The sequence below is a fragment of the Clostridium putrefaciens genome (genome assembly GCF_900461105.1).
GTDB classification, from domain to species: Bacteria; Bacillota; Clostridia; order Clostridiales; family Clostridiaceae; genus Clostridium_L; species Clostridium_L putrefaciens.
This window is the reverse complement of the sequence record NZ_UFWZ01000001.1, coordinates 1,028,447-1,052,714: the sequence shown is the minus strand read 5'-3', so window position 1 is coordinate 1,052,714 and position 24,268 is coordinate 1,028,447. Positions and strand designations below refer to the sequence as shown.

Below are 24,268 nucleotides of genomic sequence, written 5' to 3'. Positions count from 1 at the left end.
CTCCTAATTTTTATTGTTTATTATTAAAATATCTTTAAAAGCTTGTGAACCTATGTCTATTCTTCACTTAAACCTTTTTAACATATCTTACTACTTAATTATTTGTTTTAAAAAGCTTTCTCCATTTTTAACCTTCTCCACATTGAAAATGTCCGCAATAGTTTGACCCATATGATAAAATCCTTTTTTTGTTCCCATGTTAACATTTTCTTTTAACTCTTTTCCATAAGCTAAAAATGGTATATATTCTCTTGTATGATCTGTTCCAGGTACAGTAGGATCACATCCATGATCTGCGGTTATAAATAGAACATCGCTGTCCTTCATTTCATTTAGTATGTCTAAAAGTCTATTATCAAATTCCTCTAGACCCTTTCCATAGGATACAAAATCATTCCTATGACCCCATTTCATGTCAAAGTCAACAAGGTTTGTATATATCAATCCCTTTTTATCAGTTTTCATATATTCCAAAGTCTTATCTATACCATCCATGTTATCTTTTGTGTGTACTGCTTCAGTAACACCCTTTTTACAAAATATATCTTCAATTTTACCTACTGCCATAACATTTAATCCATTATTTTTTAGTATATCAAGTATTGTATCATGAGGTGGCAATAAAGAAAAATCTCTTCTGTTAGATGTGCGTACAAAGTTAGTAGCATCTCCAGTGAAAGGCCTTGCTATAACTCTTGCTACTGCATGTTCATCTTTTAAAATATTTCTTGCTATTTCACACATATTATATAATTCATCTAATGGAACTATATCTTCATGTGCAGCTATTTGAAATACACTATCAGCTGATGTGTACACTATAACCTTCCCTGTGTTTATATGTTCTTCACCTAATTCTTCAAGAATAGCTGTACCAGAGGCTGGTTTGTTTCCTATAATACTTCTCCCAGTTAATCTTTCAAATTCTTCAACTATATCACTTGGAAAACCATTTGGATAGGTTGGAAATGCTTCTTGTAAGTAAACTCCTGCCATTTCCCAGTGACCAGTAGTTGTATCCTTTCCATTAGACATTTCTTCAAACTTACCGTAACAACCTATAGGATTTTCATTATATTTTGTTCCCTTAATTCCATCTATATTCCCAAGTCCTAATCTCTCCATATTAGGTATTTTAAGTCCTCCTACTGACTTTGATACATTTCCTAGTGTATTAGATCCCTCATCACCATATTTATTTGCATCTGGTAAAGCTCCTATTCCTACACTATCTAAAACAACCCATATAACTCTTTCTATCATTTTAAGTATCCTCCTTAAATTTTCAATAAATATATTGTATCTTTGTAAGCGCTTTCGCCTATCTTATATTTATAAAATCAGTTTAAGGTTTTCAAAATACCTTTTTAAAAACCTTAAACATAACCTTTTTTATATAGCTCATTGTTATTACTTTTGCTTAATCTTATATTTTTCCGATCCCTTTAGCACTAGATTAGGCAATAATGTAATTCTTCTTATTTCATTCTTGTTTTTGTTATTCAATATATCTACAAGCATTTGCATACCAAGTTTACCCATCTCTACTGATGGTCCATTTACATAGCTTATATTAAATCCAAGTATATTTAATATCTCAACTTTATCAAAGGCCACTAATGAAATGTCCTCTGGAATATTTATCTTTTCTTCATATATTGCCTTAAGAGAACCAAGCGTTGTCATGTTACTACAGACAAATAATGCTGTAGGCCTGTCCTTCATTTTCATTATATTTTTAGTTATTTTATAGGCAGTTTCCTCTTTATAATCTCCATAAAATGTGTACCTATCTTCTAATGGTATATTATTCATTAGTAATGCTTTTTGATACCCTAAGTATCTATCCTTTGCGGGTTTAGAATTCATACGTCCTGTTATTACACCTATTTTTCTATGGCCTTCTTTTATAAGCGCTTCTGTAGCTTCGTAAGCTCCTTTTATATTATCAACAAAAACACCATTAAATGTTGTATACTTTACATTGCCATCTACTAAAACTATTGGTATACCCATATTTTCTAAGGTTTTAAGATATTCACTATTAAATTCGTCTTCTGCTGAGGTTGGCGCTATTATTATTCCTTGTATCCTTTGTTCTGTTAAAATCTTCAAAGCTCTTAACTCTTTTTCTTTGCTTTCATCAGTATTACATAATATTATATTAAGTCCGCTTTTCTCTGCAACTTCTGTTATACCCTTAATAACCTCTCCAAAGAATGGGTTAACAATATCCGGAACTATAACTCCTATGGTATTAGTCTTATTTTTAGATAAGCTTCTTGCTATGGCACTCGGAGTATAATTTAGATCTTTTATAACCTTTTGTACTCTGATCCTAGTTTCCTCTTTTACATACCCTGAATCATTTAGCACTCTAGATACAGTAGCTAATGATACTCCTGCCTTTTGTGCTATATCACTTATTGTAATGGCCATATTAATCCTCCCTTATACTTTAGTGCAGACTTTGAATACGATATCAAAATAAATAAACATTACATATTTTGATCAAATGCTACTCCAACCTCTTTAAATATATAACTTAAACAGGAGCATTTTCCCTAAACCACCTTTATCAATGTTACCGCTTTCACGTAATAATAATAACCTATTTTCTCATTTAATTCAAGTACATACTATAACTTTTACATTTATTTTAAATCTTCTTATATACATTTTGTAAAATTTTAGATAAATCACATAAATAGCTATACGATTTTGCTTCCATGAACCTCTACGGCTCCAGTATAATTTACTAATTCATTATAATTATCCTTATTCACTCCTCCACCAGGCATTATAATTATCCTATCTTTCGAATAATTTATAAGTTCCCTTATACAATCTCTTCCTTCAAAAGCATCCTTTGCTCCGCCCTTTGTAAGAATCCTATTTACTCCAAGTTTTATCAAATTATCTATAGCAGTCTTTTTATCTTTTATCTCATCAAAAGCCATATGAAATGTTATTTCCATAGGCCTTGCCATATCTACTAGTTCTTTTGTTCTATTAATATCAATATTATTTTCATCATCTAAAATCCCTAATACGACTCCACTTACACTAGCTTCTTTGCAGTAAATTATATCTTTTTTCATTATTTCAAATTCATCCTTACTATAATTAAAGTTTCCACCTCTTGGCCTTATAATAACCATAATATCAGAATTTAGTTTTTCCTTTGCCATTAAAATTGTACCTAAACTAGGGGTTGTTCCTCCTTCTAAAAGATTGTCACATAGTTCTATTCTATGCACCCCTAATGTATCTGCTATTTTTGCATCACTAAAGTTTCCAACACAACATTCTAGTTTTAACTCCATAAATATCCCACCTTAAAATATAATATATTTATTTAATACCATATTTATCTAATATCTAATAATTCTTTAATAGTTCTAATAACACCATTTTCACTATTTTCATATTTAGTTACAAAGCTTGCATGGCTTTTCACATCATCAGGAGCATTTTTCATAGCATAGCTATAATAAGCCTTATCAAACATAGTTAAGTCGTTATAGTAATCTCCAAAAACCAGAGTTTCCTCTTTTGTTATGCCGAGCCTTTGTTGAACTAGAGTAATTGCATTTCCTTTACTACTTTTTATATTAGTAACATCCATCCAGCAGTTTCCTGATACTGCCACATGATAACCCTCATTATATTTACCATGGATCTTTTCGGAAAAACTTTTTTGAATACCTATATGCTGAATATAACTTAATTTTTGTATATGTATATCTTCATCTAAATCTTTAAAATCATTAAGTATGACAGAAGGTGCTTCATCGTAATTAATAACCCTTATTAATTCATTTGATGGCTCTTTAACATAAACTTTATGACTATCTGAAACTATAACTTCTATTCCTTCTTCGTCTAAAGCTTCAGCCATGTGTATAACCTCATCTTTATTTAGTGTACCCTCATATAAAACTTCTCCATTATGGTTAAATTGTATTCCTGCACCATTGTTACCTATAAGAATCATATCATCTTTAACCCTTTTAAAGCATTCATTTAAGGTAGAATATATCCTTCCACTAGCTACAGCAAAATATATTCCCCTTTTATTTAATTCCTCAATTAATTCATAAAATTCTTCGTTTATTTTGCCCTTAGTATCTAAAAATGTTCCATCCATATCCGTTACTATAAGTTTTATCATATTATCCTCCTCTAAAAAACCTTGTATTGTTTTTTATATTATTATATTAACAATTTAAATTACTCATATAAAACAAAGGTTTATTACCTTCACAAAACTTCTATTTATGATTGTTAAGTTTTATATTTAATAATCACATTAAAAGTATAACATATTTATGGATTAAATAAGACTTGATAATAACTATTATCTAATTACCTTCCTTAGTTTAAATTGTAAGGTAACCTTATGTAAAAAAGCCCACCCCTTACGAGTAGGCTTGCATTTATAAAATATTTTTTATAAATCATTCATCCATAAAGATAATTTACTCATGAAACTTCACCTTTTATATAATATTTTCTATATTAACCATATTATCGAGAAGCTTAAAGTTTTGTGTAAAAGGCTTTGATAATACCCAGTAACTTATTCCTCTTATACCATACTTATTAACTAATTTTAATTTACTTTCTATACTTCTTGCATCTTCAAACCAAACTACGTGAGCTCTCCCATTTTGATCATAGTAATTAAAGAACGGACTTTGGCTCTTTTCATCGAAATTAATATTAGCTCCATTTTTTCTAGCTATCCCTATAGCCTCTTCATTTCCAATAGCTCTAGCAAACTCAGCACCTGGAGTATAAGGTAAAGTCCAATCGTATCCATAGTTAGGTATACCCATCATTATCTTATTTTCTGGTATAACAGAAACTGCATATCTTATTACCTTTTCCACTTCATTTATAGGTGCAACAGCCATAGGCTCACCTCCAGACCATCCCCACTCATAGGTCATTATAATAACAAAATCCACTATTTCTCCATGAGATTTATAATCGTGAGCTCCGTGCCAAGCCCCCGTAATTATATCAAAGGTCTTAGGTGCTAGAGCTGTAGCCACTAAATATTTAGGATGCAAAGCACTAACAACTTTTCTTAAAAGATTATTATATTTTTCTCTATTTACAGGTGATATTCTCTCAAAATCAATTATAACTCCATAATAAGATTTAGCCTTTAGTATATTAAGAATATTATCTATAAGCTTTTGCTGAAGACTTTCATCATTAAGTATTGTATCCACTAAAGATGTATCGAAATTATCACCTGATATATTAGTTACTGACATCATAGGTGCTACACGGTTTTTTAAGGCTATTTCAATTATATTTTCATCATTTATAGGCTTCAATGTACCATCATCATTTACATCATAACTAAAAGGTGAAACATAAGTTAAATAATTAATAGATTCATCTAAAATCCTTGTTTCTTTTTCAACATTAGTTGGTTGTATATATCCATTAACTTGGATACTTCCATAAAGTTTTGCCATTTCTGGTATCCTAAGAACTTCACCTGGTACTAAATTATCATTACTTAAATTATTTAATTCTATTATGCTCTCTACAGAAACACCGAATTCTCTTCCAATGGACCAAAGGCTATCTCCATCCATGACCTTATATTGAATTTCCTTTGAAGGGATCAATAAACTTTGACCTATAACTAAATTTTCTTGTATGTTTAGACCATTATACTTTGCTATACTATCTACATCTGATTGGAACTCTTTTGCTATGGACCATAATGAATCTCCAGGCATTACTACATAAATTTTCAACAACACACACTTCCTATAAATACTTCAATAATCAATATATTCCACCTTAAGCTTGTTTGACCCTTTTTATAATAAAAACACCACAAAAGGTTTATCCAATGTGGTGTTTTATAAATGATGTTTTTTACAATTAGTATATAGATTCTTAAAAATCAATATATTTTATATTTTACTTTTACTTCTTAAACAAATCTCCAAGGGCTGCAAATGGATTATTTATAGGCTCATTTGCTTCCTTATTCATCTTTTTCATTATATTTGATACTTCTTTTTTATTTGCCTTATCATTCTTATTATCAAATCTCTTATTAAATTGAGAAGCTTTTTCTCTAAAGTTACAGTTTTTATTGGCACATATATAAATTTGTCCTTCACCTTGACCTCTTAGTTCTAACTTTCTCTTACAGTCAGGACATCTTGCATTAGTAATTTTGCTTACATTTTCTCTATGTCCGCAGGCTCTATCTTGACATACATTCATTATTCCATACTTACCTTTTACTTCAAGCATGTACTTACCGCATTCAGTGCACTTTTTCCCTGTAAGATTATCATGCTTAAATTTATCGCTACTTCCTTTAACATCTGAAACTAGCTCTGTAGCATATCTTCTCATATTATCTGTAAATACCTTTGGATCCTTTTTCCCCTTACTTATAAGGTCCAATTCAAGTTCCCACTGCGCTGTTAATAATGGTGACTTTAAATCTTCCGGCACAAGTTCTATAAGTTGTTTACCTTTAGATGTAGGTATTATTTCTTTGCCGCTTTTCTCCATATAAAATGAATTATATAGTTTTTCTATAATATCTGCTCTTGTGGCAACTGTTCCAATTCCGCCAGTTTCCCCTAAGGTTTTTGCTGAAACCTTATCTACACTTACATACTTTTGCGGTTTTTCCATGGCTGACAGCAGTGTACCTTCATTAAATCTTGCCGGTGCCTTGGTCTTAAGCTTTCTACTTTCTACTGATGTTATATTTAATTTATCTCCTTTTTTAACTATTGGCAGCACTTGGCTGTCCTTTTCATCTTCATCTTCTGCTAATTCATCAACTTTATCATATACCTTTTTCCAACCCTTAGACTTAATTACATTACCCCTTGCAACAAAGGTCTCACCATTAATATCCGCTGTTACAGTAGTTTGTAGATATTCATAAGGCGGAAGCATAACGGACAAGAATCTTTTAACTACTAAATCATAAACACGACGTTCCTCACTACTTAAAAGAGCTATGTTTCCTCTTTCTTCTGTAGGAATTATAGCATGGTGATCACTTACCTTGCTATTATCTACAAAACTTTTATTAGCATTTATCTTTCCATTTAATATTTCAGTTGCAAGTGCTCTATAGCTGCCTACTGAAATTGCCTTTAAACGATCTGGAAGTGTAGCTACTATATCTGTAGATACATATCTTGAATCTGTTCTAGGATAAGTTAACACCTTAAAATTTTCATATAACCTTTGCATTATAGATAAAGTTTGCTTTGCTGAATATCCAAATATTCTATTAGCATCTCTTTGAAGCTCAGTTAAATCATAAAGAAGTGGTGCATATTGTTTTTTAGCCGTTTCAGTAACAGCTACAACATTCCCTTCTTTACCCTTAGTTGATGAAAGTACCTTATTAACTATACTTTCTTCAAAAACACTACTATTATTGTTTTTATCTTTCCATTGAAGATTAAATCCTTTTGCCTTAGCATTAATTACATAGTAATCCTTTGGTCTAAATGTTCTTATTTCTTCCTCACGATTAACTATCATTGCAAGAGTTGCAGATTGAACTCTTCCTGCTGTTAGTTGGGCATTATGTTTACAAGTAAGCGCTCTAGTAACATTTAACCCTACAACCCAATCTGCTTCAGACCTACATTGCGCTGCCTTATATAAATTATCATAATTAGATGAAGGTTTTAAATTTCTAAATCCTTCTATTATAGCTTTATCAGTTTGTGAAGATATCCAAAGTCTTTTCATAGGTTTTTTAACATTTGCTTTCTCTATTATCCACCTTGCTACAAGCTCTCCTTCACGTCCAGCATCTGTAGCTATTATAATTTCATTTACATCTTTTCTTGTTATTTGTGACTTTACAGCTGCGAATTGCTTTCCTGATTGCTTTATAACTACAAGCTTTAATTCTTTTGGAAGCATAGGTAAAGTCTCTAGTTTCCACTCTTTATATTTATCATCATAAACTTCCGGGTCTGCTAGGGTAACTAAATGCCCTAATGCCCAAGTTACTATATACTTTTCTCCTTCTAAATATCCATTACCCTTTTTATTACATTTTAAAACTCTAGCAAGTTCCCTTCCAACTGAAGGTTTCTCGGCTAATACCAATGTTTTACTCATATTAACAGTCCTCTCAAAATAGTTCTATAAATTAAAGATATTTTTAGATATCTATATAAAAATAACTTTCTAGTACAACTTTCTAGTTTTTTCTATAACATTTATCTCTTTTAAGATACCTACTTATAAATTAATAATAACATAAATTACACTTCCATGTTATTTTATATTTCCATTTTTAACGTAGATAATCTTCCAATTCCATAACTTATTATTATTTCATAATTTAATTAGTTTATCTTTTACAGAAGTTTAGCACTTGAAAATTTTCTAGGGCGATAGCCCGTTGATTTATAATGATTTATGAGTAGTTATTAAGAAATGTGTTGATTCCGATTTTTGCTGGAATTTATAAGGGAAAATTTCGCATAATAAAAGCATCCCTTTTATAATAGTTTTATGAGAGACTAATAAAAAAGGTAAATAGAATAAATAAAAAAGAGCTCTATAAAAATACACTTACATGTCTATTTGGAAAATTTTCTATTATATGTAGTGAAGGTTTATTTGCCATATTTAAAATTATGGATTTAGCTTTATTAATAATAGTAATTTTGGGGAAAGTCCATAGTTTTCCCTGAACCTTTCTATCAAGTGATTCTTAGACTCAGGTGGGGTTTGCTTATAAATAATACATCTCTCCATCTGAGTCTTAGAAGCACTTATCCAGAGGCGTAGAAGCCGTCATACCATGCCTTGAAGAGGATAAGGGTGTTACGGATGGTAGCCATCGGATAAAATTACTTTTTGTAAAAATATTGATGAGTAACTTTATGACATTGGCCAGGGGATCGGTTTTCATTTTAGTATTCCTGTTGTGATTTTAGCTTACGCCTCCATTAAAATAATGAAATATATTTTTCACTTTCATCATTATTAACACGACGTTCATTATTTGGATAATCTTCACAGTATGTTTTTCCTAATAAAACATTTTCAGAGTATTTCTCATTAGTCAGCATCAATTTAATAGTATATTTAAAAGTTGTGAATAAGTTGTTAATTCTAACATATCAGCAAATATATTAAAGGAAAGCGGATTAATTTAACGAATTATACAGTAATGCAATTAATTGTTTAATAATGCATAGAAAGGAGGTGTTCATATGATGGATTTAAATTTACAAAAAATATTTGAAGAATTAGAAGTAAATTTTTCAGATGTTGAGGTTGCTGGTAATAATTGTGCTTGTAAAGGCACAACAGAGGAACAATAATCACCATATTAAAGTTAAAGTTATATTGTAAATAATGAAGATAAACACTTGGTGGATAGTTTATTAACTAATTTAGAAAAGGAAACTTTCAATTTGGAGGAAACTGATTATTTAAAAAAATTAGCAACTGTAGGTTCAATAATACCCAATGAATATATTGAATTAAATCAATTAAAATTTTTATATAACCAATATAAATTTAATAATAATGTATTTCATATAATTTTAAATCCAACTCTTAACTGTAACTTTAGATGTAGTTATTGTTATGAAGAACATAAAACTGGAAGCTTTAACGAAGAAATAATGAATCGCATAATCAAATTAGTTGAGAAAAAGAGCAGTGAAGAAAATAAAATTCAAGTTGCTTGGTTTGGTGGCGAACCATTGTTAGAATTTGACAAAATAAAGCGCCTTACAGATACGTTTAAAAATATATGTAATAACAACAATTGCTTATATGAAGCAAAAATTATAACTAATGGATATCTATTAAATGCTAAAAACATAAAAAAATTAAAAGACTTAAATATTACTAATGCACAAATTACTTTAGATGGTACTAAGGAATATCATGATAAAAAAAGATGTCTACAAAATGGTGAAGGAACTTATGAAAAAGTAAAAAATAATTGTGTTAATATCCTGAAAAATAATATTAAATTAACATTAAGAGTAAATATAGATGAGGATAATTATGAAGATATTTCAAACTTATTTAATATAATACCTGATATTTATAAAAAAGATGTAAATTTTCAAGCAAGCAATTTATTTCAACAAAAAGAGAATCTAAACTTTTATTTATTATATAAAAAGGCTATAGATAATGGATTTTCTTTTAATGATAGTTCAAATAGATTAATTAAATGTGAAGCAGCAACTCCCAATGCAGTAACAATATATCCTGATGGAAAATTAACCTTTTGCTCACTTGCTGCAGAAGAAGGTAATTTTTTTGGGAACTTAGATTTCGATGGGCGTATTAAAGTGACTAATAAAGAATTATATTATAACTTTTATAGTGTAGACCCTTTTGATACTGAAATATGTAATGATTGCGTTGAACTACCTATGTGTATGGGTACTTGTGTGTTTACTAGGTTTAGAAATAAAGGTAAGTGTACTAAAACCGCAGGATTATCATTACAAGATAGAATGAAACTTCATGTTTATAATGATAAACAGTTTAAATATATATTAAAATAGAAACAAAGATTTAGCTAACAGAAAACTATGATACCTAGTATTGATGATAAAGAAGATTTGGTTAAGCTACATCCATTTATACATCAATAACTCAAACAGCTTTTTTAATCGAACTTGCATTTGATAGAATGTTAGATGGGTCATGAATGGCTATAATCTTGTAAAAAATGGATTAAGGTTTTAAAGAATCGTTGCACCATTGATAAAATGTAGCTAGTGATGACACATTAATTCTTTATAAGTCATCGCCAGCTATATTTTTCAACGTTCAGATTAAATAATTGGTATTCTAAAACACCTACTGTGTACATGTTAGATTTAGTTATGATTATACTCTTATAGTAGATTACTGTTTCATTGCTACCTATATTCCTATATCTGCTACTACTTTTATATAGTTTATTACATACAAGAAGGCTATTTCTCTACATGTCAACTTAAAAATACAAGGGATAGAATGATATGAGTTAGACTACTGTCACTTCACTTTTAAAATTAAACAAAGAGATTGAGGGAGAATTATTTTGGGGAGAATTAAAGAAAAAGATAAAAGAAGTCTTATGACGAATATTGTTTTTTTAGTTAAAAATGCATGGACCTTTGACAAAGGTTTGTTTGTATATTTTGGATTATATACAATTTTAACAGCAGTGTCGCCTTTTATAGGTATACTTGCGCCTAAATTTTTAATAGATGAATTAATGAGTTCAAAAAGAATAGAGGTTTTACTAATAATTTTATCTACATTCTTTATTTTATCAGTGATTATAAAGTATTCAATAGCTTATTTAAGTGGGGTATATTACCCTAAAATGGTTAAAATAAGATTTGAATTTATATCTATAATGCAAAAAAAAAGCATGACAATGGATTTTAAACATACGGAAAATCCCAAAACTTTAAATGATATGGAAAGTGCATGGAGAGCAGTTAATAACAATGATGATGGAATAGAAGGTGTATTTCACAAGCTTTTTTCTTTGATAGGAAGCGGCATTGCTTTTATAGGATATGTTGCCATCGTTGCCGCACTAAATCCTTTAATACTTATATACCTTATTGCTAATGTTATAATTACATACTTTTTGACGTTAAGAGTTAAAAAATATGAACACAGTAAAAAAGATGAAATATCTGAATCTAACAGGAAATCAAATTACATTTATAATATAATGTATGATTTTTCCTATGGCAAAGACATAAGAATATATGGCTTTAGCAATTGGCTTTCAAAGAAGTTTCAAGAATTTAAGGATGATAGGGTTAAAATAAATACAAAAATAAAATATAAATATTTTACTGTTTCAGCAATTGATGTAGTTCTTCTTTTACTAAGAGAAGGTTTAATTTATGGTTATCTAATTTTTAGAGTAGTAGATAAAGGTATGGGAATTGGAGACTTCACCATGTATTTTGCAACAATAGGAGGCTTTGCAGCCTGGATGCAGAAAATCATGACTGACCTGGCACACATTCGAGCTCAGAACTTGTATATAAATGATTATCGTGATTATTTAGAACTTGATGATGAAAATATAAGTCAAAATATAAAACCTATTCCCAATAAGACACCTTATGAAATTGAACTTAAAAATATTTCTTTCAAATATCCAAATAGCAAAAATTTTATTTTTAAGAATTTATCATTAAAAATAAAAGCTGGTCAGCGCCTTGCCATAGTAGGAGTAAATGGGGCAGGTAAAACTACCTTTGTAAAGCTTTTGACAAGACTTTATGACCCCACAGGGGGAGAAATATTATTAAATGGTGTAACTATTGCTGACTTTGATAAAGAGGAATATTATAAGCAGTTTTCAATTGTATTTCAGGAGATAAAAATGCTTGCATTTTCAGTGGCTGAAAATATTGCACTGTCAGAGGAGGATAATATTCACCTTGAAAAGGTTATTAAATGTATTGATAAATCAGGAATGAGTGAGAAAATTAATTCCCTTGAAAAAGGTATTGATACAAGTGTTTTAAAGATACTTGATGAAACTGGAATAGAATTCTCAGGAGGAGAAAATCAAAAACTGGCCCTAGCACGTGCATTGTATAAAGAAGGGGATATTATTGTACTTGATGAACCCACTGCGGCACTTGATCCAATTGCAGAATACAATATTTACAAGGGTTTTGATGAAATGATAGGTGACAAAACCGCAATCTATATTTCGCATAGACTTGCAAGTACACGATTTTGTGATGTTATAGCATTTTTTGAGGATGGAGAAATTAAAGAATACGGCACTCATGATGAACTTTTAAAGAAAAATGGTAGATATGCAAAAATGTTTAATGTACAAGCACATTATTATAAAGAAGATGTCTTAAAGGAGGTTTTATAAATGAAATTTGACAGAATAAAGGGATTCAAAAAGGATTTTGTAGTTATGATGCATTTTTTAAAGTTATCTTCTAAAATATCTAAAAAGTATATTCCTATTTTATTTATGTCATCCATATTTAAAGCAATAACTCCTTTTATTAACATCATTATGCCTAAATTTATTATAGATGAGCTTCTTGATAAGAAAAGAACAGAAGTATTTATTATGTTAGTTGCCATAATTGTAATAGCAAATGCTATACTGAATCTTATTAATAGATGGCTAGATACATTAGTAGATATGAAAAATATGGAAGTGCTAAATGGCTTTGATTTGCTTGTAGGTAAAAATATAATGAATATGGATTTTGAAAAAATTGAAGATCCAGAGGTTTTAAACTTAAAAGATAAGGCTATATTTCCTTTGCGCAATCAACAAGTTTTAGAACGTATGATAAGGTGTATAGTGGATTCGATTTCTGGATTTATTACTATAATAGCGCTTTTAGCAGTAATATCTACCTTGAATTTACTTATAGTTTTTATAATTTTAGTAATAGTTTTACTAAATTCTTTTTTATACAAGAAATCTCAAGTAGCGCAGTATGAATTTTATGGGAGTTTAATACCTCTTAATAGGAAATTTGGATATTATTCGAAGATAACTTCGGATTTTTCTATGGGTAAAGATGTGAGATTATATAATATCCACCCACTTATTATGGGGAAAATTAAAGCTTATCATAAAGAAAGTATTAATGGATTTGAAAAAATATTTAAATTAATGGGTAAATATAATGGATTAAATGAAGTTAATATGCAAATTCAAATGATAGTTATTTATGCTTATATGACTTATAAAGTGTTAAAGGATAGTATTGGTATAGGTAATTTCACAATGTATATAAGCGCTACTAACAAATTCAGTACTTCCATATCTGATTTTTTTAAAACCTTTATAGAATTTAGACAGATGTGCAGATATTTAGATTTATATCTTGAATTTGAACAGATAGAATCTTGTAGAAGTATAGATGGAAAAAAGATTAAGAATATTAATTCTTGCATAATTAAATTTAAAAATGTATCCTTTAAATACCCTAGAAGTGCAAACTATACATTGAAGAATGTGTGTATTACCATAAGTAATGGTGAAAAGCTGTCTGTTGTAGGTCTAAACGGTGCAGGTAAAACTACATTTATAAAGCTTTTAACAAGACTATATGAGCCTACAGAGGGTGAAATACTCCTTAATGGAGTAAATATAAAGGAATATCTCTATGACGATTATATGAAACTTTTATCAGTAGTTTTTCAGGATTACAAGCTTATGGCATTTTCTATTAAGGAAAATATCGCTCTAGACCAGCATGAAACTGCTAAGGACGAGGAAATACTTCAGGTTCTTGAAAAATGCGGATTGGGAAAAGCTGTTTCAAAGCTAGACAAAGGAATACATACCTCTATGTATAAATCCTTTGATAAGGATGGTATTGAGTTCTCAGGAGGGCAATCGCAAAAACTTGCAATGGCTAGGGCAATATATAAAAATGGTCCTATAGTAGTACTTGATGAACCTACTGCGGCATTAGATCCAATCTCAGAATTTGAAATTTATAGCAGTTTTAATAAACTAATTGGTGATAAAACTACCATATATATTTCTCATAGGCTATCAAGCTGTAGATTCTGCGATAGAATAGCTGTGTTTGATAAGGGTGAGATTATTCAGTGTGGAACTCATAATGAATTAATTAAAAAAACAGGAAGTCAATATGAGGTTATGTATAGTGCCCAGGCACAATATTATACATAAGTGAAATTATGGTGAAAACCTTATAAGCTGGGGGCCTCTGTAATAATGGAAGAGCAACAACGTTAATCAATAAAGTTAAGGTTTTGAAATATTATTTAGCTCCAATGTAAGGAATTACAGTATACATATATATAAATTCTTATGATAAACCTTTTCATAACATTGATAAACACTTTACACCTTTTATAGTAACAAATAAAGGTAGAAGTCTTAAAACTAAAGAACCAAGGGATGTGTTACATGAAAATAATAAAGGGATGAATGTTGTGCCTCAACTATTTACCAGTTCTAGGCTATCAACTTCATTTGGATATAGTCTGAATTTATAAGCCTTTAGAATTTTATCACCTCTTTTCATAAGTAGATAGTATTAACACTATCTACTTTGGGAAGGGGAATTTATAGCCATTTTGCGACCTATCTGCCTGTTGCATTCCCATATATCTTAATGAATGTAATAGGTGACAATTACAGTAAGAGTAAAATTTTCACTGGGATTTTAATGCGAAATCTCTGTCTTTTTAAAATATAACTTGCTTTTATCTTAAAAATGATATATACTAATAAAGTTAAGATAAATCATATCTTATAAATTGGTTCCAAGACCCAATTACAAAATAAAAGTTATTTCAAATATTAGAGTTAGAAAAAGTAAAAAATCAAGTCTTAAGACCCTCATTTTAACTTTCTCATAAAATCCCTAATTCAAAAATATTGTTGAAATTTTGTATTAATTACTTTCTTACAGTATGTCTATCTTGTAATCTTTTTATAAGCAATTATAGGAGGTATTTAAATGAATAAAGAATTTATAATCACAAAAGACGTTATCGACGAATGTCTAGCAGAATCTCTAGAAGAGTAATATAATGGAACGCTATCAGTGCTAAGTTAAGAGTATTGATAGTTTTTTTATTTGTAAAACTTTATAGATTTCATAATACAAATGCAATTAATTATGTTAAAATTAAAAATAACATTAAAATATAATACATATAATAAAGTGAGGTAATAATTTTGATTAAAATAGGCGAATTTAACCAATTAAAAGTATCAAGAAATACTAACTTCGGATTCTATTTAGATGCCGGTACTAACGATACTTCTGATGACATATTACTACCAAATAAAAGTGCCCTTGGATTAAAACTAGCTTCTGGGGATGAGGTAGATGCATTTATATATCGTGATTCAGATGATAGAATTATAGCTACTCTAAAAAAGCCATTAGCAAAAGTAGGGGATTTAGCTTACCTTAAAGTAGTTTCTACAACTACTATAGGAAGTTTTGTAGACTTTGGTTTAGAAAAGGATATATTTGTTCCTCTAAAAGAAAAGTTATATCCATTACAAAACGATTCCTACTATCTATTTTATATATATTTAGATAAAACAGGTAGAATAGCTGCAACTACAAACGTTGAAAGATATCTCTCTACAGAATCCACTTATAAAATAGGGGATAATGTAAAAGCAACAGTCTACGGATTCCAAACTAATAATTCCGCAATGGTAGCTGTGGATAATATGTATAATGGCGTTATACTAAGAAATGAATATTTTACTGAGCTAAATCATGGTGAAATCCTTGATTTAACTGTAATAAAAATATACGAAGACCAAAAGCTCGGTTTAACTCCAAGAAAAATTGCTAAACTAGAAGTAGATGAGCTACAACAAACTATCTTAGAATATTTAAACGATCATGATGGATTTATGACTTTTAATGACAAAACCCCATCAGAAAAGATCTATAAAGAATTCAATGTAAGCAAAAATCATTTTAAAAATGCTTTAGGCGGTCTTATGAAAAAATCTTTAATAACTCAGGACATAAATGGAACAACTCTAAAGTAAAAAAGAATCATTAAAAAGACCACTGAAATATATTTCAGTGGTCTTAAGCTAAGTGCTTCCTTTTTTATTCTTTTAATATATTACTCTTTGTACATTAACGTATTCATTAGTTTATAATATATCATCTTCATTAGATATATATCTATTTTCATTCCTTAATGTATCTTACTTTATTATCTCTATTTCCTTACACAAGTTTTTCTATTGTTTTTCAGCTATAATCTTTCTTAATTGTATTTATATACTTTAGCTTATTTATTATCTACGATAATAGGAAGGCACTTAAATAAACTTTAAGTTTTATATTATAGTATTCTAAACAACATAGATATTCCAACAACTGAGTTAGGTCCTATTATAAAGTTATTTTTCCCACCCTTTGTTACTGTAAAGTTATAAGTCCCAGAGGTAAGCACATCACCTACAACTAAAGCTCTTCCTAATTCTTGGCTATATAACTCATATCCTGACTCTCTAGAAAGATCCTCTACTCTTAAGCTTAACCCTGATGGTACAACCAGTCTATCTCTTACAGTAGGATTATTCCCTGGGTTATATGGAACTTCTCCATAATTTCCAAAAACTATAGAAAACCCTATATCGTTTCCGGCTCTTGGCAGTATATCCTCTCCACAGTTACCAGCGCCCTCACCTTCAAAGAATGAGAATTTCCTTATAAACAATCTACAACATCTATTGGTATCAATATTTGCGCTGTCACATTGGTCACCTAACATTGCCATATTACAAATTTTACTCATACAAAACACCTCTTCATAGTATATTATTTTCTATACTTAAGCTTTGGGTTTTACCCCTACTATAATGTATTCATTAATGTCGAATCTTGTTACAGTATAAAATCTTTTTATACAAAAAATAAAGATTGCACATTAAAGTACAATCTTTATCTAATATATATATATTAGGTTACTTAAAATATATCTTTATTAAATTCCAGGCTCTGTCATAGTTCTTGGATGAAGTATCTTGCCTAGTTCTGATTCTTTTAAGATGCCTTCTCTAAGTATTATATCTATTACAGATTCCCCTGTTTTAAGAGCAGTTTTAGCAACATTTGAAGCTACCTTATATCCTACGCTTGGACATATTGCTGTAATTATTCCCACACTATTTTCTACTAAGCCTTTACATCTTTCTTCATTTGCAGTAATTCCTTTTATACAATTCTCTGTAAAGGTGTCTACTCCACTTGTTAATGTTTCTATAGATTGAAATAGGTTATAAAATATAACCGGTTCAAAGGCATTAAGTTCTAATTGCCCTGCTTCTGCTGCCATAGTTATAGTTACATCATTTCCTATTATATTAAAAGCTACTTGATTCATAACTTCTGGTATTACAGGGTTCACTTTTCCTGGCATTATAGATGAACCATTTTGCTTTGGAGGAAGATTTATTTCTCCAAATCCAGTTCTAGGTCCTGAAGACATAAGTCTTAAATCATTAGACATTTTAGAAAGACCTACAGCGCAGGTTTTAATTACTGAGGATACCTCAACAAATATGTCTAAATTTTGTGTTGCATCTACTAAATCTTCTGCTTGAACAAGATCTATTTTTGTTACTTCACTTAATTTAGGAACTATTTTTGAAAAGTACCTTTTATCTGCATTTATTCCAGTACCAATAGCAGTTCCACCCATATTGATAACTTTCAAGTGCTCTTTAACATTATTAATTCTTGATATATTTCTTTTTACTAAAGAACTATATGCATTAAATTCTTGCCCAAGTCTAATAGGTACGGCATCTTGCATTTGAGTTCTTCCCATTTTTATAACATCATCAAACTCTTTAGACTTTTGTACTAAAGCTTCATTTAATTTATTTAACTGATTCGATGCCTTATCCATAAGTCTTAAGATGGCTAGCTTACCTGCAGTTGGTATTATATCATTAGTGGATTGACCCATGTTTGCATGGTCGTTTGGATGTACTATCTTGTAATCACCCTTTTCCCCACCTAAAATTTCTATAGCTCTATTTGAGATTACTTCATTAATATTCATATTAGAAGAGGTTCCAGCTCCTCCTTGAATTGGATCTACTATAAATTGGTCATGTAGTTTCCCATCTATTATTTCATCACAGGCTTTCACCAATGCCTTTTCAATCTTTTCATCTAAAAGACCAATTGATCCATTAACTAAAGCTGCTGCTTTTTTAGTTTCAGCAAGGCCTTTTATAAATTCTTCATTTAACATAAGTCCTGTTATTTTAAAGTTTTCTTTAGCCCTTAAGCTTTGTACTCCATAATATGCATCCTTAGGCACATCCCTTGATCCTATAGAATCACTTTCTATTCTAAATTTCATTAAACTTACCCCCAGATGAATTAAATTTTTTCATGTCATTTATATTCATTGAAATGAATGAAAACCTTCATCATCCTTATTATATCCTTTTCATTAAGTAAGTTCAAGTTTAATTGCAATTATTCTTTCATTTTAAAGCAACCTTTCTCTATCTTGCGATACTCACCTTGCAAATATCTATGAATTCTTAACTATTTACTAGCCCTTTGAACCCTTACCTTCTTACCTTTAATAGTCTTATCCTTTAATGCCTCTAAAACAAAATAGCCTTTTCCATGAAGTATATCTACATAAGAGAATCCCTCTTGGATATCAATAATTCCAATGTCTTCCGCAGTTATATCTTCAATACTAATAATAGTACCTACAATATCTAAAGCCCTTATCTTCTTTTTCTTTCCTGCATTTATATGAATCTTAGTTATTTCTTTATTTAGCTGTGCATTTTTATTAATCTTTAATTTAGGTTTAAACTTTATCTTGTCTTCATATATTTTTTTTCCTTCTTCTACTTTTTCTTTTGAAGGAATGTCACCTCTTGGGATTCTAAAGTCTATATAATCTTGAACCATATCTAAATACTTATACTCGGTAGGAGTAATAAATGTAATTGACTTACCCTTATTTCCAGCCCTACCTGTTCTACCAATTCTATGCACATAACTTTCTTTTTCTCTTGGAACATCATAATTAATTACATGACTTATTCCATCAACACTTATGCCTCTTGCAGCTACATCTGTAGCAACTAAAAATCTAAATTCTCCTCTTTTAAATCTTTCCATAGCACTTAGTCTATCTTTTTGTTCCATACCACCATGAAGAGCATCACAAGAATGACCCTGGTCCTTCATATCTTGAATTAGTCCATTTACAGTTTCTTTTGTATTACAAAATATAATAGAACTTTCTGGCAGTTCCGTATATATAATCTTCTTTAAAAGATCTGACTTTTTATTATATTCTACTTCATAATAAATTTGCTCTACATCATCCGTTGTTATACTTTTAGGTGTAACTTCGATTTTAACTGGATCTATCATATGCTTATTACATAACTTTTCTATTTTTCCTTCTATTGTTGCAGAAAATAGCATAGTTACCCTACTTTTTGGTAAAAGCCTTATTATAGATTCTACTTGGTCTATAAAGCCCATATTAAGCATTTCATCCGCTTCATCTATAACTAAATACTTTATACCACTTAAATCTATATTACCTCTTTCAATATGATCAAATGTCCTACCTGGCGTACCTACAATTACGTGAACTCTTTGTTTTAATTCTATCTTTTGACCGTTCATAGGCTGCTTTCCAAATATAGCAACAGCTCTTATCCTCTTAAACCTGCCTATATCTGTAATATCTTGTTTCACCTGAAGTGCTAGTTCTCTTGTTGGTGCAAGAACTAAAACCTGTGGTTTTCTTTCTTCTAATTCTATCTTTTCACAAAATGGAATAGCAAAAGCTGCTGTTTTTCCACTTCCAGTTTGCGCCTTAACTATTATATCTTTATCCTGTAAAGCAACAGGAATGACCATACTTTGAACATCAGAAGGGTTCTCAAATCCTAATTTACTTAAGGATTTTAATACCTCTTCACTTATACCTAACTCTTCGAATTTTATTTTTTCCATAATCCTTCAACTCCATACATACTTTTATAGATTTACATTATAATATATAATCATCTAATAATCTATCTAAATAAGGAGCATGATAATTATAAAATCATCATGCTCCTTATTTTTAATATTTAATTTTATGAATTACTTTTGTTATTCTTTCTAACTACACACTCGCTCATATCACCGTAATCATATTCTTCTAATATAGTGGACTTATCCAAATCTTTAATAATAACTTTTCTAATTTTCAATATACCTTGATTAGCCACAAAATTAAAATCACTCTTTTTTGTAACAATAAATGTTATAGGAACTACTAGATCTTCCGCATCGGTTTCTGAACTCTCTTCTTCCATTAAATTATTGTAACAATCTATAAAGAAAAAATGCAATTTATCATTATTAATATCATTTACAAAGATATAGTTTCCATTTATACGTGTATCCTTTTCAACTTCATCTTTATCGTATGATAGAAATTTACTTTCTCTTAACAGCTGATATGAAAAAGGGAAATTTAAAATTCTTTTCTTGTACCTCTTATATGTCTTTGACTTAGTGCCAACATTTTTTAAATCTTCTAAAGTTATTCTAGAACTTTTGATATTTTCAAAGCCTTTTTGGCACTTTAACTGCTTATTATAATGTAATAATCTGTTTTTATGTTCCTTTCTTTTATCTGTAAATTTATGTAAACCAATAATATGTGGAAAATGTCTATTTTCTGCCGAAAAAATAAGTATTGTTCCATCTTCCATTTGTAATTCATAAATTCTATTAGATATGTATACTTCGTAAAAATTTGCTAGTAACTTTAAGGAAATATCACCTTCATCTGGTGTTTGTTCAATAGTTTTTAACTGCTCTATAGTAAGCATGTCCCCCTCCATATCTCAAAAAAAAATTCTAAGATATAAATCTTAGAATTTTAGTAAATCTTATTTAATGCTAACATTGCCTTGAATATTATTTTAATTGTCCCCTCAAGGAACTTCGGGTACAAGATCGACTTGCCCTGGGGAATGAGTGTTAGCGCTCATTTGAATATCATTAAGCAGATACTCAACCTTTTTCTCTGTATACTAATATTATATACATTTTTCTGAAAAAATACAACATCTTTTTTTAAAATTTAATATATTTAAGATATATCATATTTTTTCAAAAACCTGTTATTTTTTCTTTTTAACTCTTACACCAACTTCTGGATATGAATAAATTGTTCTTGATGAATTTTTAGGTACAACAATTATAGGCCACCAGAATTCTCTATATTTCCAATCCTCTTCATTTCCCTTTTCATGTAATAATATCAATGTTGGTATATCGTCTGATACCTTCTTAGCTATTACCCTTTCATCTTGACCGTTATCTGGTGCATCAATATATGTTCCGTTTCCTCTTATCTTTGACATCTCCCTATCTCTTCTTACAATTAAATTACAATGTCTATTATCCTTTAAAAGATACTTTAAAATTGATACCATCCTATCTTCAGTTATGAATCTTTTTGTATCATTATCAGGCTTTAAACTTGTATATATCTCGCTTAAAATTTTTTCAGCACAATCAACGGTGATTTTTACGGCCTCTCTTTGACTTCTATCAATTACTCCATCTAAAATACAATTCACCTTTCTAACAACTTCACTAGAAATTGCTTTAGATTTTGGAGTAAATCCTACTGGCAATATTCTTGAGTAGGGTTTTAGATACGCAATATTAGATGCACTAATTTTACTTGGTGAACAAGGGATTATTTTTGCAGTATTTGAGCTATCCTTGTTCTTTTCAATGAAATAAACCCCTTCCTCAAACCTTTTATTTTCAATATCTTCCCTTAATGCACTATCTACTTCTGTTACTTTTATCATACTCTCATATATCTTCCGTGTTGTGTAAAAACGTGTTATTGATAATAAATCCTTCCCTCTATATCCGAACATCCTAGAATGTTGCATAACAGTATCTTGTTGCATAGTCTTAGGATTACGTCCATAATAAAATCCAATCATATTAGGGATTGTTATACCTCTATCTAATATTTGCCCACCAACAAAAACAGAGAATGGAGTTCTTAATTTTAATTCACCTGTTTCTTCATCTAAGTATTTACTAATCTCATCTTTACTATTAATTACACTTATTTTTATATATCCTTTATTAAAAGCATTGAAAAATTCATTTTTTACTTCCTCAAACGAAGGCATATTGTAACTGAATGCTACTACTGAATTTTTAATATCATTGTAGCTTTCAACCAATAATTTATTTATATATTCTTCATGTTCTGGTTTACACTCTTTTATCTGTTCTATTAAAATCTTAGTTATATTTGCTAATCTAGTGTGTGCATTAACAGATGTAGCAGTGTGCAAAACATATGCATACTTCTTATTTATTCCATTTTTCTTTAACACACATCCACCTACAATAAAGTTAATTAATCCTCGTCTAAATGTAGGTAACCTATCGTCTCTTATCAAAATCTCTGCTTCTTTAAACCTTCTTTCATCTGTTTTTTGAGCTGATGCTATCTCTTGCTCATTATCATCAACTTCTTCAAAAATATAATTTCCTGAATCTCCACTTTCATTAGCTCTTATAAAATAATACTCTCCGCCTATATAATCAGCTCCTGATGGTACAAGTACTGTTTTTCTTGGTTTTATAGGCTTTATTTCAGTAGTATCAAAATCTGGTTGCAAATATAATGCATAAGGTGTTGCTGTTACCTGTACAAATACATATCCATCTAAACTTCCCCTTATATTATCAACTTCTGCTGCAACCGTTCTTAAATTGAATTCATCAGTATCTTTTTCTTTTTCAAATCCTATCCCTGTTGTATCCGCTTCATCATCTATTATCAAGCAATTCTTTGTACCATCAATCATATAGTCATTAATAAAATCACATATTCTACCTAGATTATCTTTCTGCTTCTTAGCTATAAAAATTAATTTCTTTTCTAGTTCATATGGTGTAAGCTCATCTTGTAGTTTCATAATATCATTAACATCGATTTTATCTTCATTGATGAAATGCTTAAATTCTTTTCTCATCCTCTTATATGTCTGCTCTACAAGCGCTTTACTATTTTTAGTTAATATAAAGACGTAATCAAAGTTATTATCAAATGCTAATGCCATTAATCCAGTGAATGCTCTTGTTTTACCACTTTGAATCTTACCAAAAAGCATTAATGGATGATCTCCCTTATAATATCTATTTCCGCTCATTAAATTAGATTGAATGTTTTCAATACAATATGAACATGCTTCTTCAATGCATTGTTTCAGCTCTTCACTATATCCTGTTTCTTCGTATTTTTTCGTATAATACTCTCCTTTTATCATTACCTACCTCTCCCCAACACCTGATTCTTAAATATAAACATTATCCTCAACAAATCCTTCAAAAGAACTTGCTTGTACTGCTGTAATATCTGTATCTAATGCTTTAAAGCGCTTTTCCCCATCTTTCAATTGGTATGATATCTTCTGTTAAATATCCATAAAGTTCATCATTTTTAAACACTTCTTGTACTGTATATTATTCACGCCTATCTTTTCATACTTAATACCCGCTACAATAAAAATACTTAAGCTTATTCTAATTATGACAGAAGTTTCTTTCATAAACTTACTATGATTCATTTTAAAACTTCCTAAACAACAACTTTCAATTAAAATATTAGCCATTGTCCTTCTAGTTAAGTTAGT

General features: G+C 29.6%; 16 protein-coding genes and 1 pseudogene. 5 read left to right on the top strand and 12 right to left on the bottom strand.

Annotated features, from left to right (window positions below):
• Positions 1-90 precede the first annotated feature (90 nt).
• The 6 genes from DY168_RS04470 to DY168_RS04445 all read right to left on the bottom strand — a co-directional run bounded on the left by DY168_RS04470 (position 91) and on the right by DY168_RS04445 (position 8,148).
• Complete coding sequence (locus DY168_RS04470) at positions 91-1,263, bottom strand: phosphopentomutase (RefSeq protein WP_115640671.1); 1,173 nt, start codon at positions 1,261-1,263, stop codon at positions 91-93.
• 147 nt (positions 1,264-1,410) lie between these two features.
• A complete protein-coding gene (locus tag DY168_RS04465) occupies positions 1,411-2,439 on the bottom strand; it encodes a LacI family DNA-binding transcriptional regulator (protein WP_115640670.1) in 1,029 nt (342 codons plus the stop codon).
• A gap of 272 nt (positions 2,440-2,711) precedes the next feature.
• Entirely contained in the window at positions 2,712-3,326 is a 615-nt protein-coding gene (locus DY168_RS04460) for a copper homeostasis protein CutC (RefSeq protein ID WP_115640669.1), read from the bottom strand.
• A gap of 44 nt (positions 3,327-3,370) precedes the next feature.
• Complete coding sequence (locus DY168_RS04455; RefSeq protein WP_115640668.1) at positions 3,371-4,174, bottom strand: HAD family hydrolase; 804 nt, start codon at positions 4,172-4,174, stop codon at positions 3,371-3,373.
• A 328-nt stretch (positions 4,175-4,502) separates the two neighbouring features.
• Entirely contained in the window at positions 4,503-5,789 is a 1,287-nt protein-coding gene (locus tag DY168_RS04450) for a glycoside hydrolase family 18 protein (protein WP_341458779.1), read from the bottom strand.
• Between the two features lie 169 nt (positions 5,790-5,958).
• The gene (locus tag DY168_RS04445; protein WP_115640666.1) at positions 5,959-8,148 is read right to left on the bottom strand and encodes a DNA topoisomerase III; all 2,190 of its coding nucleotides are present in this window, start codon (positions 8,146-8,148) and stop codon (positions 5,959-5,961) included.
• Between the two features lie 1,310 nt (positions 8,149-9,458).
• On the opposite strand from DY168_RS04445, the gene DY168_RS04440 reads away from it, so the two are divergent.
• From DY168_RS04440 to DY168_RS04420, 5 genes and pseudogenes are all read left to right on the top strand, one after another.
• Complete coding sequence (locus DY168_RS04440; protein ID WP_172556265.1) at positions 9,459-10,574, top strand: radical SAM/SPASM domain-containing protein; 1,116 nt, start codon at positions 9,459-9,461, stop codon at positions 10,572-10,574.
• A gap of 524 nt (positions 10,575-11,098) precedes the next feature.
• Positions 11,099-12,922 (top strand): ABC transporter ATP-binding protein, encoded by a 1,824-nt coding sequence (locus DY168_RS04435; protein ID WP_242984053.1) that lies wholly within the window; start codon positions 11,099-11,101, stop codon positions 12,920-12,922.
• The gene (locus DY168_RS04430) at positions 12,923-14,719 is read left to right on the top strand and encodes an ABC transporter ATP-binding protein (RefSeq protein ID WP_115640664.1); all 1,797 of its coding nucleotides are present in this window, start codon (positions 12,923-12,925) and stop codon (positions 14,717-14,719) included. It begins immediately after the preceding gene.
• Between the two features lie 113 nt (positions 14,720-14,832).
• Positions 14,833-15,006: pseudogene (locus tag DY168_RS14930) on the top strand (diguanylate cyclase); the annotation flags it as partial.
• Positions 15,007-15,736: 730 nt separating this feature from the next.
• The gene (locus tag DY168_RS04420; protein WP_115640663.1) at positions 15,737-16,576 is read left to right on the top strand and encodes a CvfB family protein; all 840 of its coding nucleotides are present in this window, start codon (positions 15,737-15,739) and stop codon (positions 16,574-16,576) included.
• Positions 16,577-16,881: 305 nt separating this feature from the next.
• Here the strand turns inward: DY168_RS04420 and DY168_RS04415 are convergent, their stop codons facing one another.
• The 6 genes from DY168_RS04415 to DY168_RS14620 all read right to left on the bottom strand — a co-directional run bounded on the left by DY168_RS04415 (position 16,882) and on the right by DY168_RS14620 (position 24,202).
• Entirely contained in the window at positions 16,882-17,337 is a 456-nt protein-coding gene (locus tag DY168_RS04415; RefSeq protein ID WP_115640662.1) for a hypothetical protein, read from the bottom strand.
• 189 nt (positions 17,338-17,526) lie between these two features.
• Positions 17,527-18,915 (bottom strand): aspartate ammonia-lyase, encoded by a 1,389-nt coding sequence (locus tag DY168_RS04410; RefSeq protein ID WP_115640661.1) that lies wholly within the window; start codon positions 18,913-18,915, stop codon positions 17,527-17,529.
• Positions 18,916-19,106: 191 nt separating this feature from the next.
• Positions 19,107-20,552, bottom strand: a complete 1,446-nt coding sequence (locus DY168_RS04405) for a DEAD/DEAH box helicase (protein WP_115640660.1) — start codon at positions 20,550-20,552, stop codon at positions 19,107-19,109.
• A 125-nt stretch (positions 20,553-20,677) separates the two neighbouring features.
• Positions 20,678-21,421 (bottom strand): hypothetical protein, encoded by a 744-nt coding sequence (locus DY168_RS04400; RefSeq protein ID WP_115640659.1) that lies wholly within the window; start codon positions 21,419-21,421, stop codon positions 20,678-20,680.
• Positions 21,422-21,715: 294 nt separating this feature from the next.
• Positions 21,716-23,902: a Z1 domain-containing protein gene (locus DY168_RS04395; RefSeq protein ID WP_115640658.1), complete on the bottom strand. Its 2,187-nt coding sequence runs from the start codon at positions 23,900-23,902 to the stop codon at positions 21,716-21,718.
• 147 nt (positions 23,903-24,049) lie between these two features.
• Complete coding sequence (locus DY168_RS14620; RefSeq protein ID WP_172556264.1) at positions 24,050-24,202, bottom strand: hypothetical protein; 153 nt, start codon at positions 24,200-24,202, stop codon at positions 24,050-24,052.
• Positions 24,203-24,268: the final 66 nt, after the last annotated feature.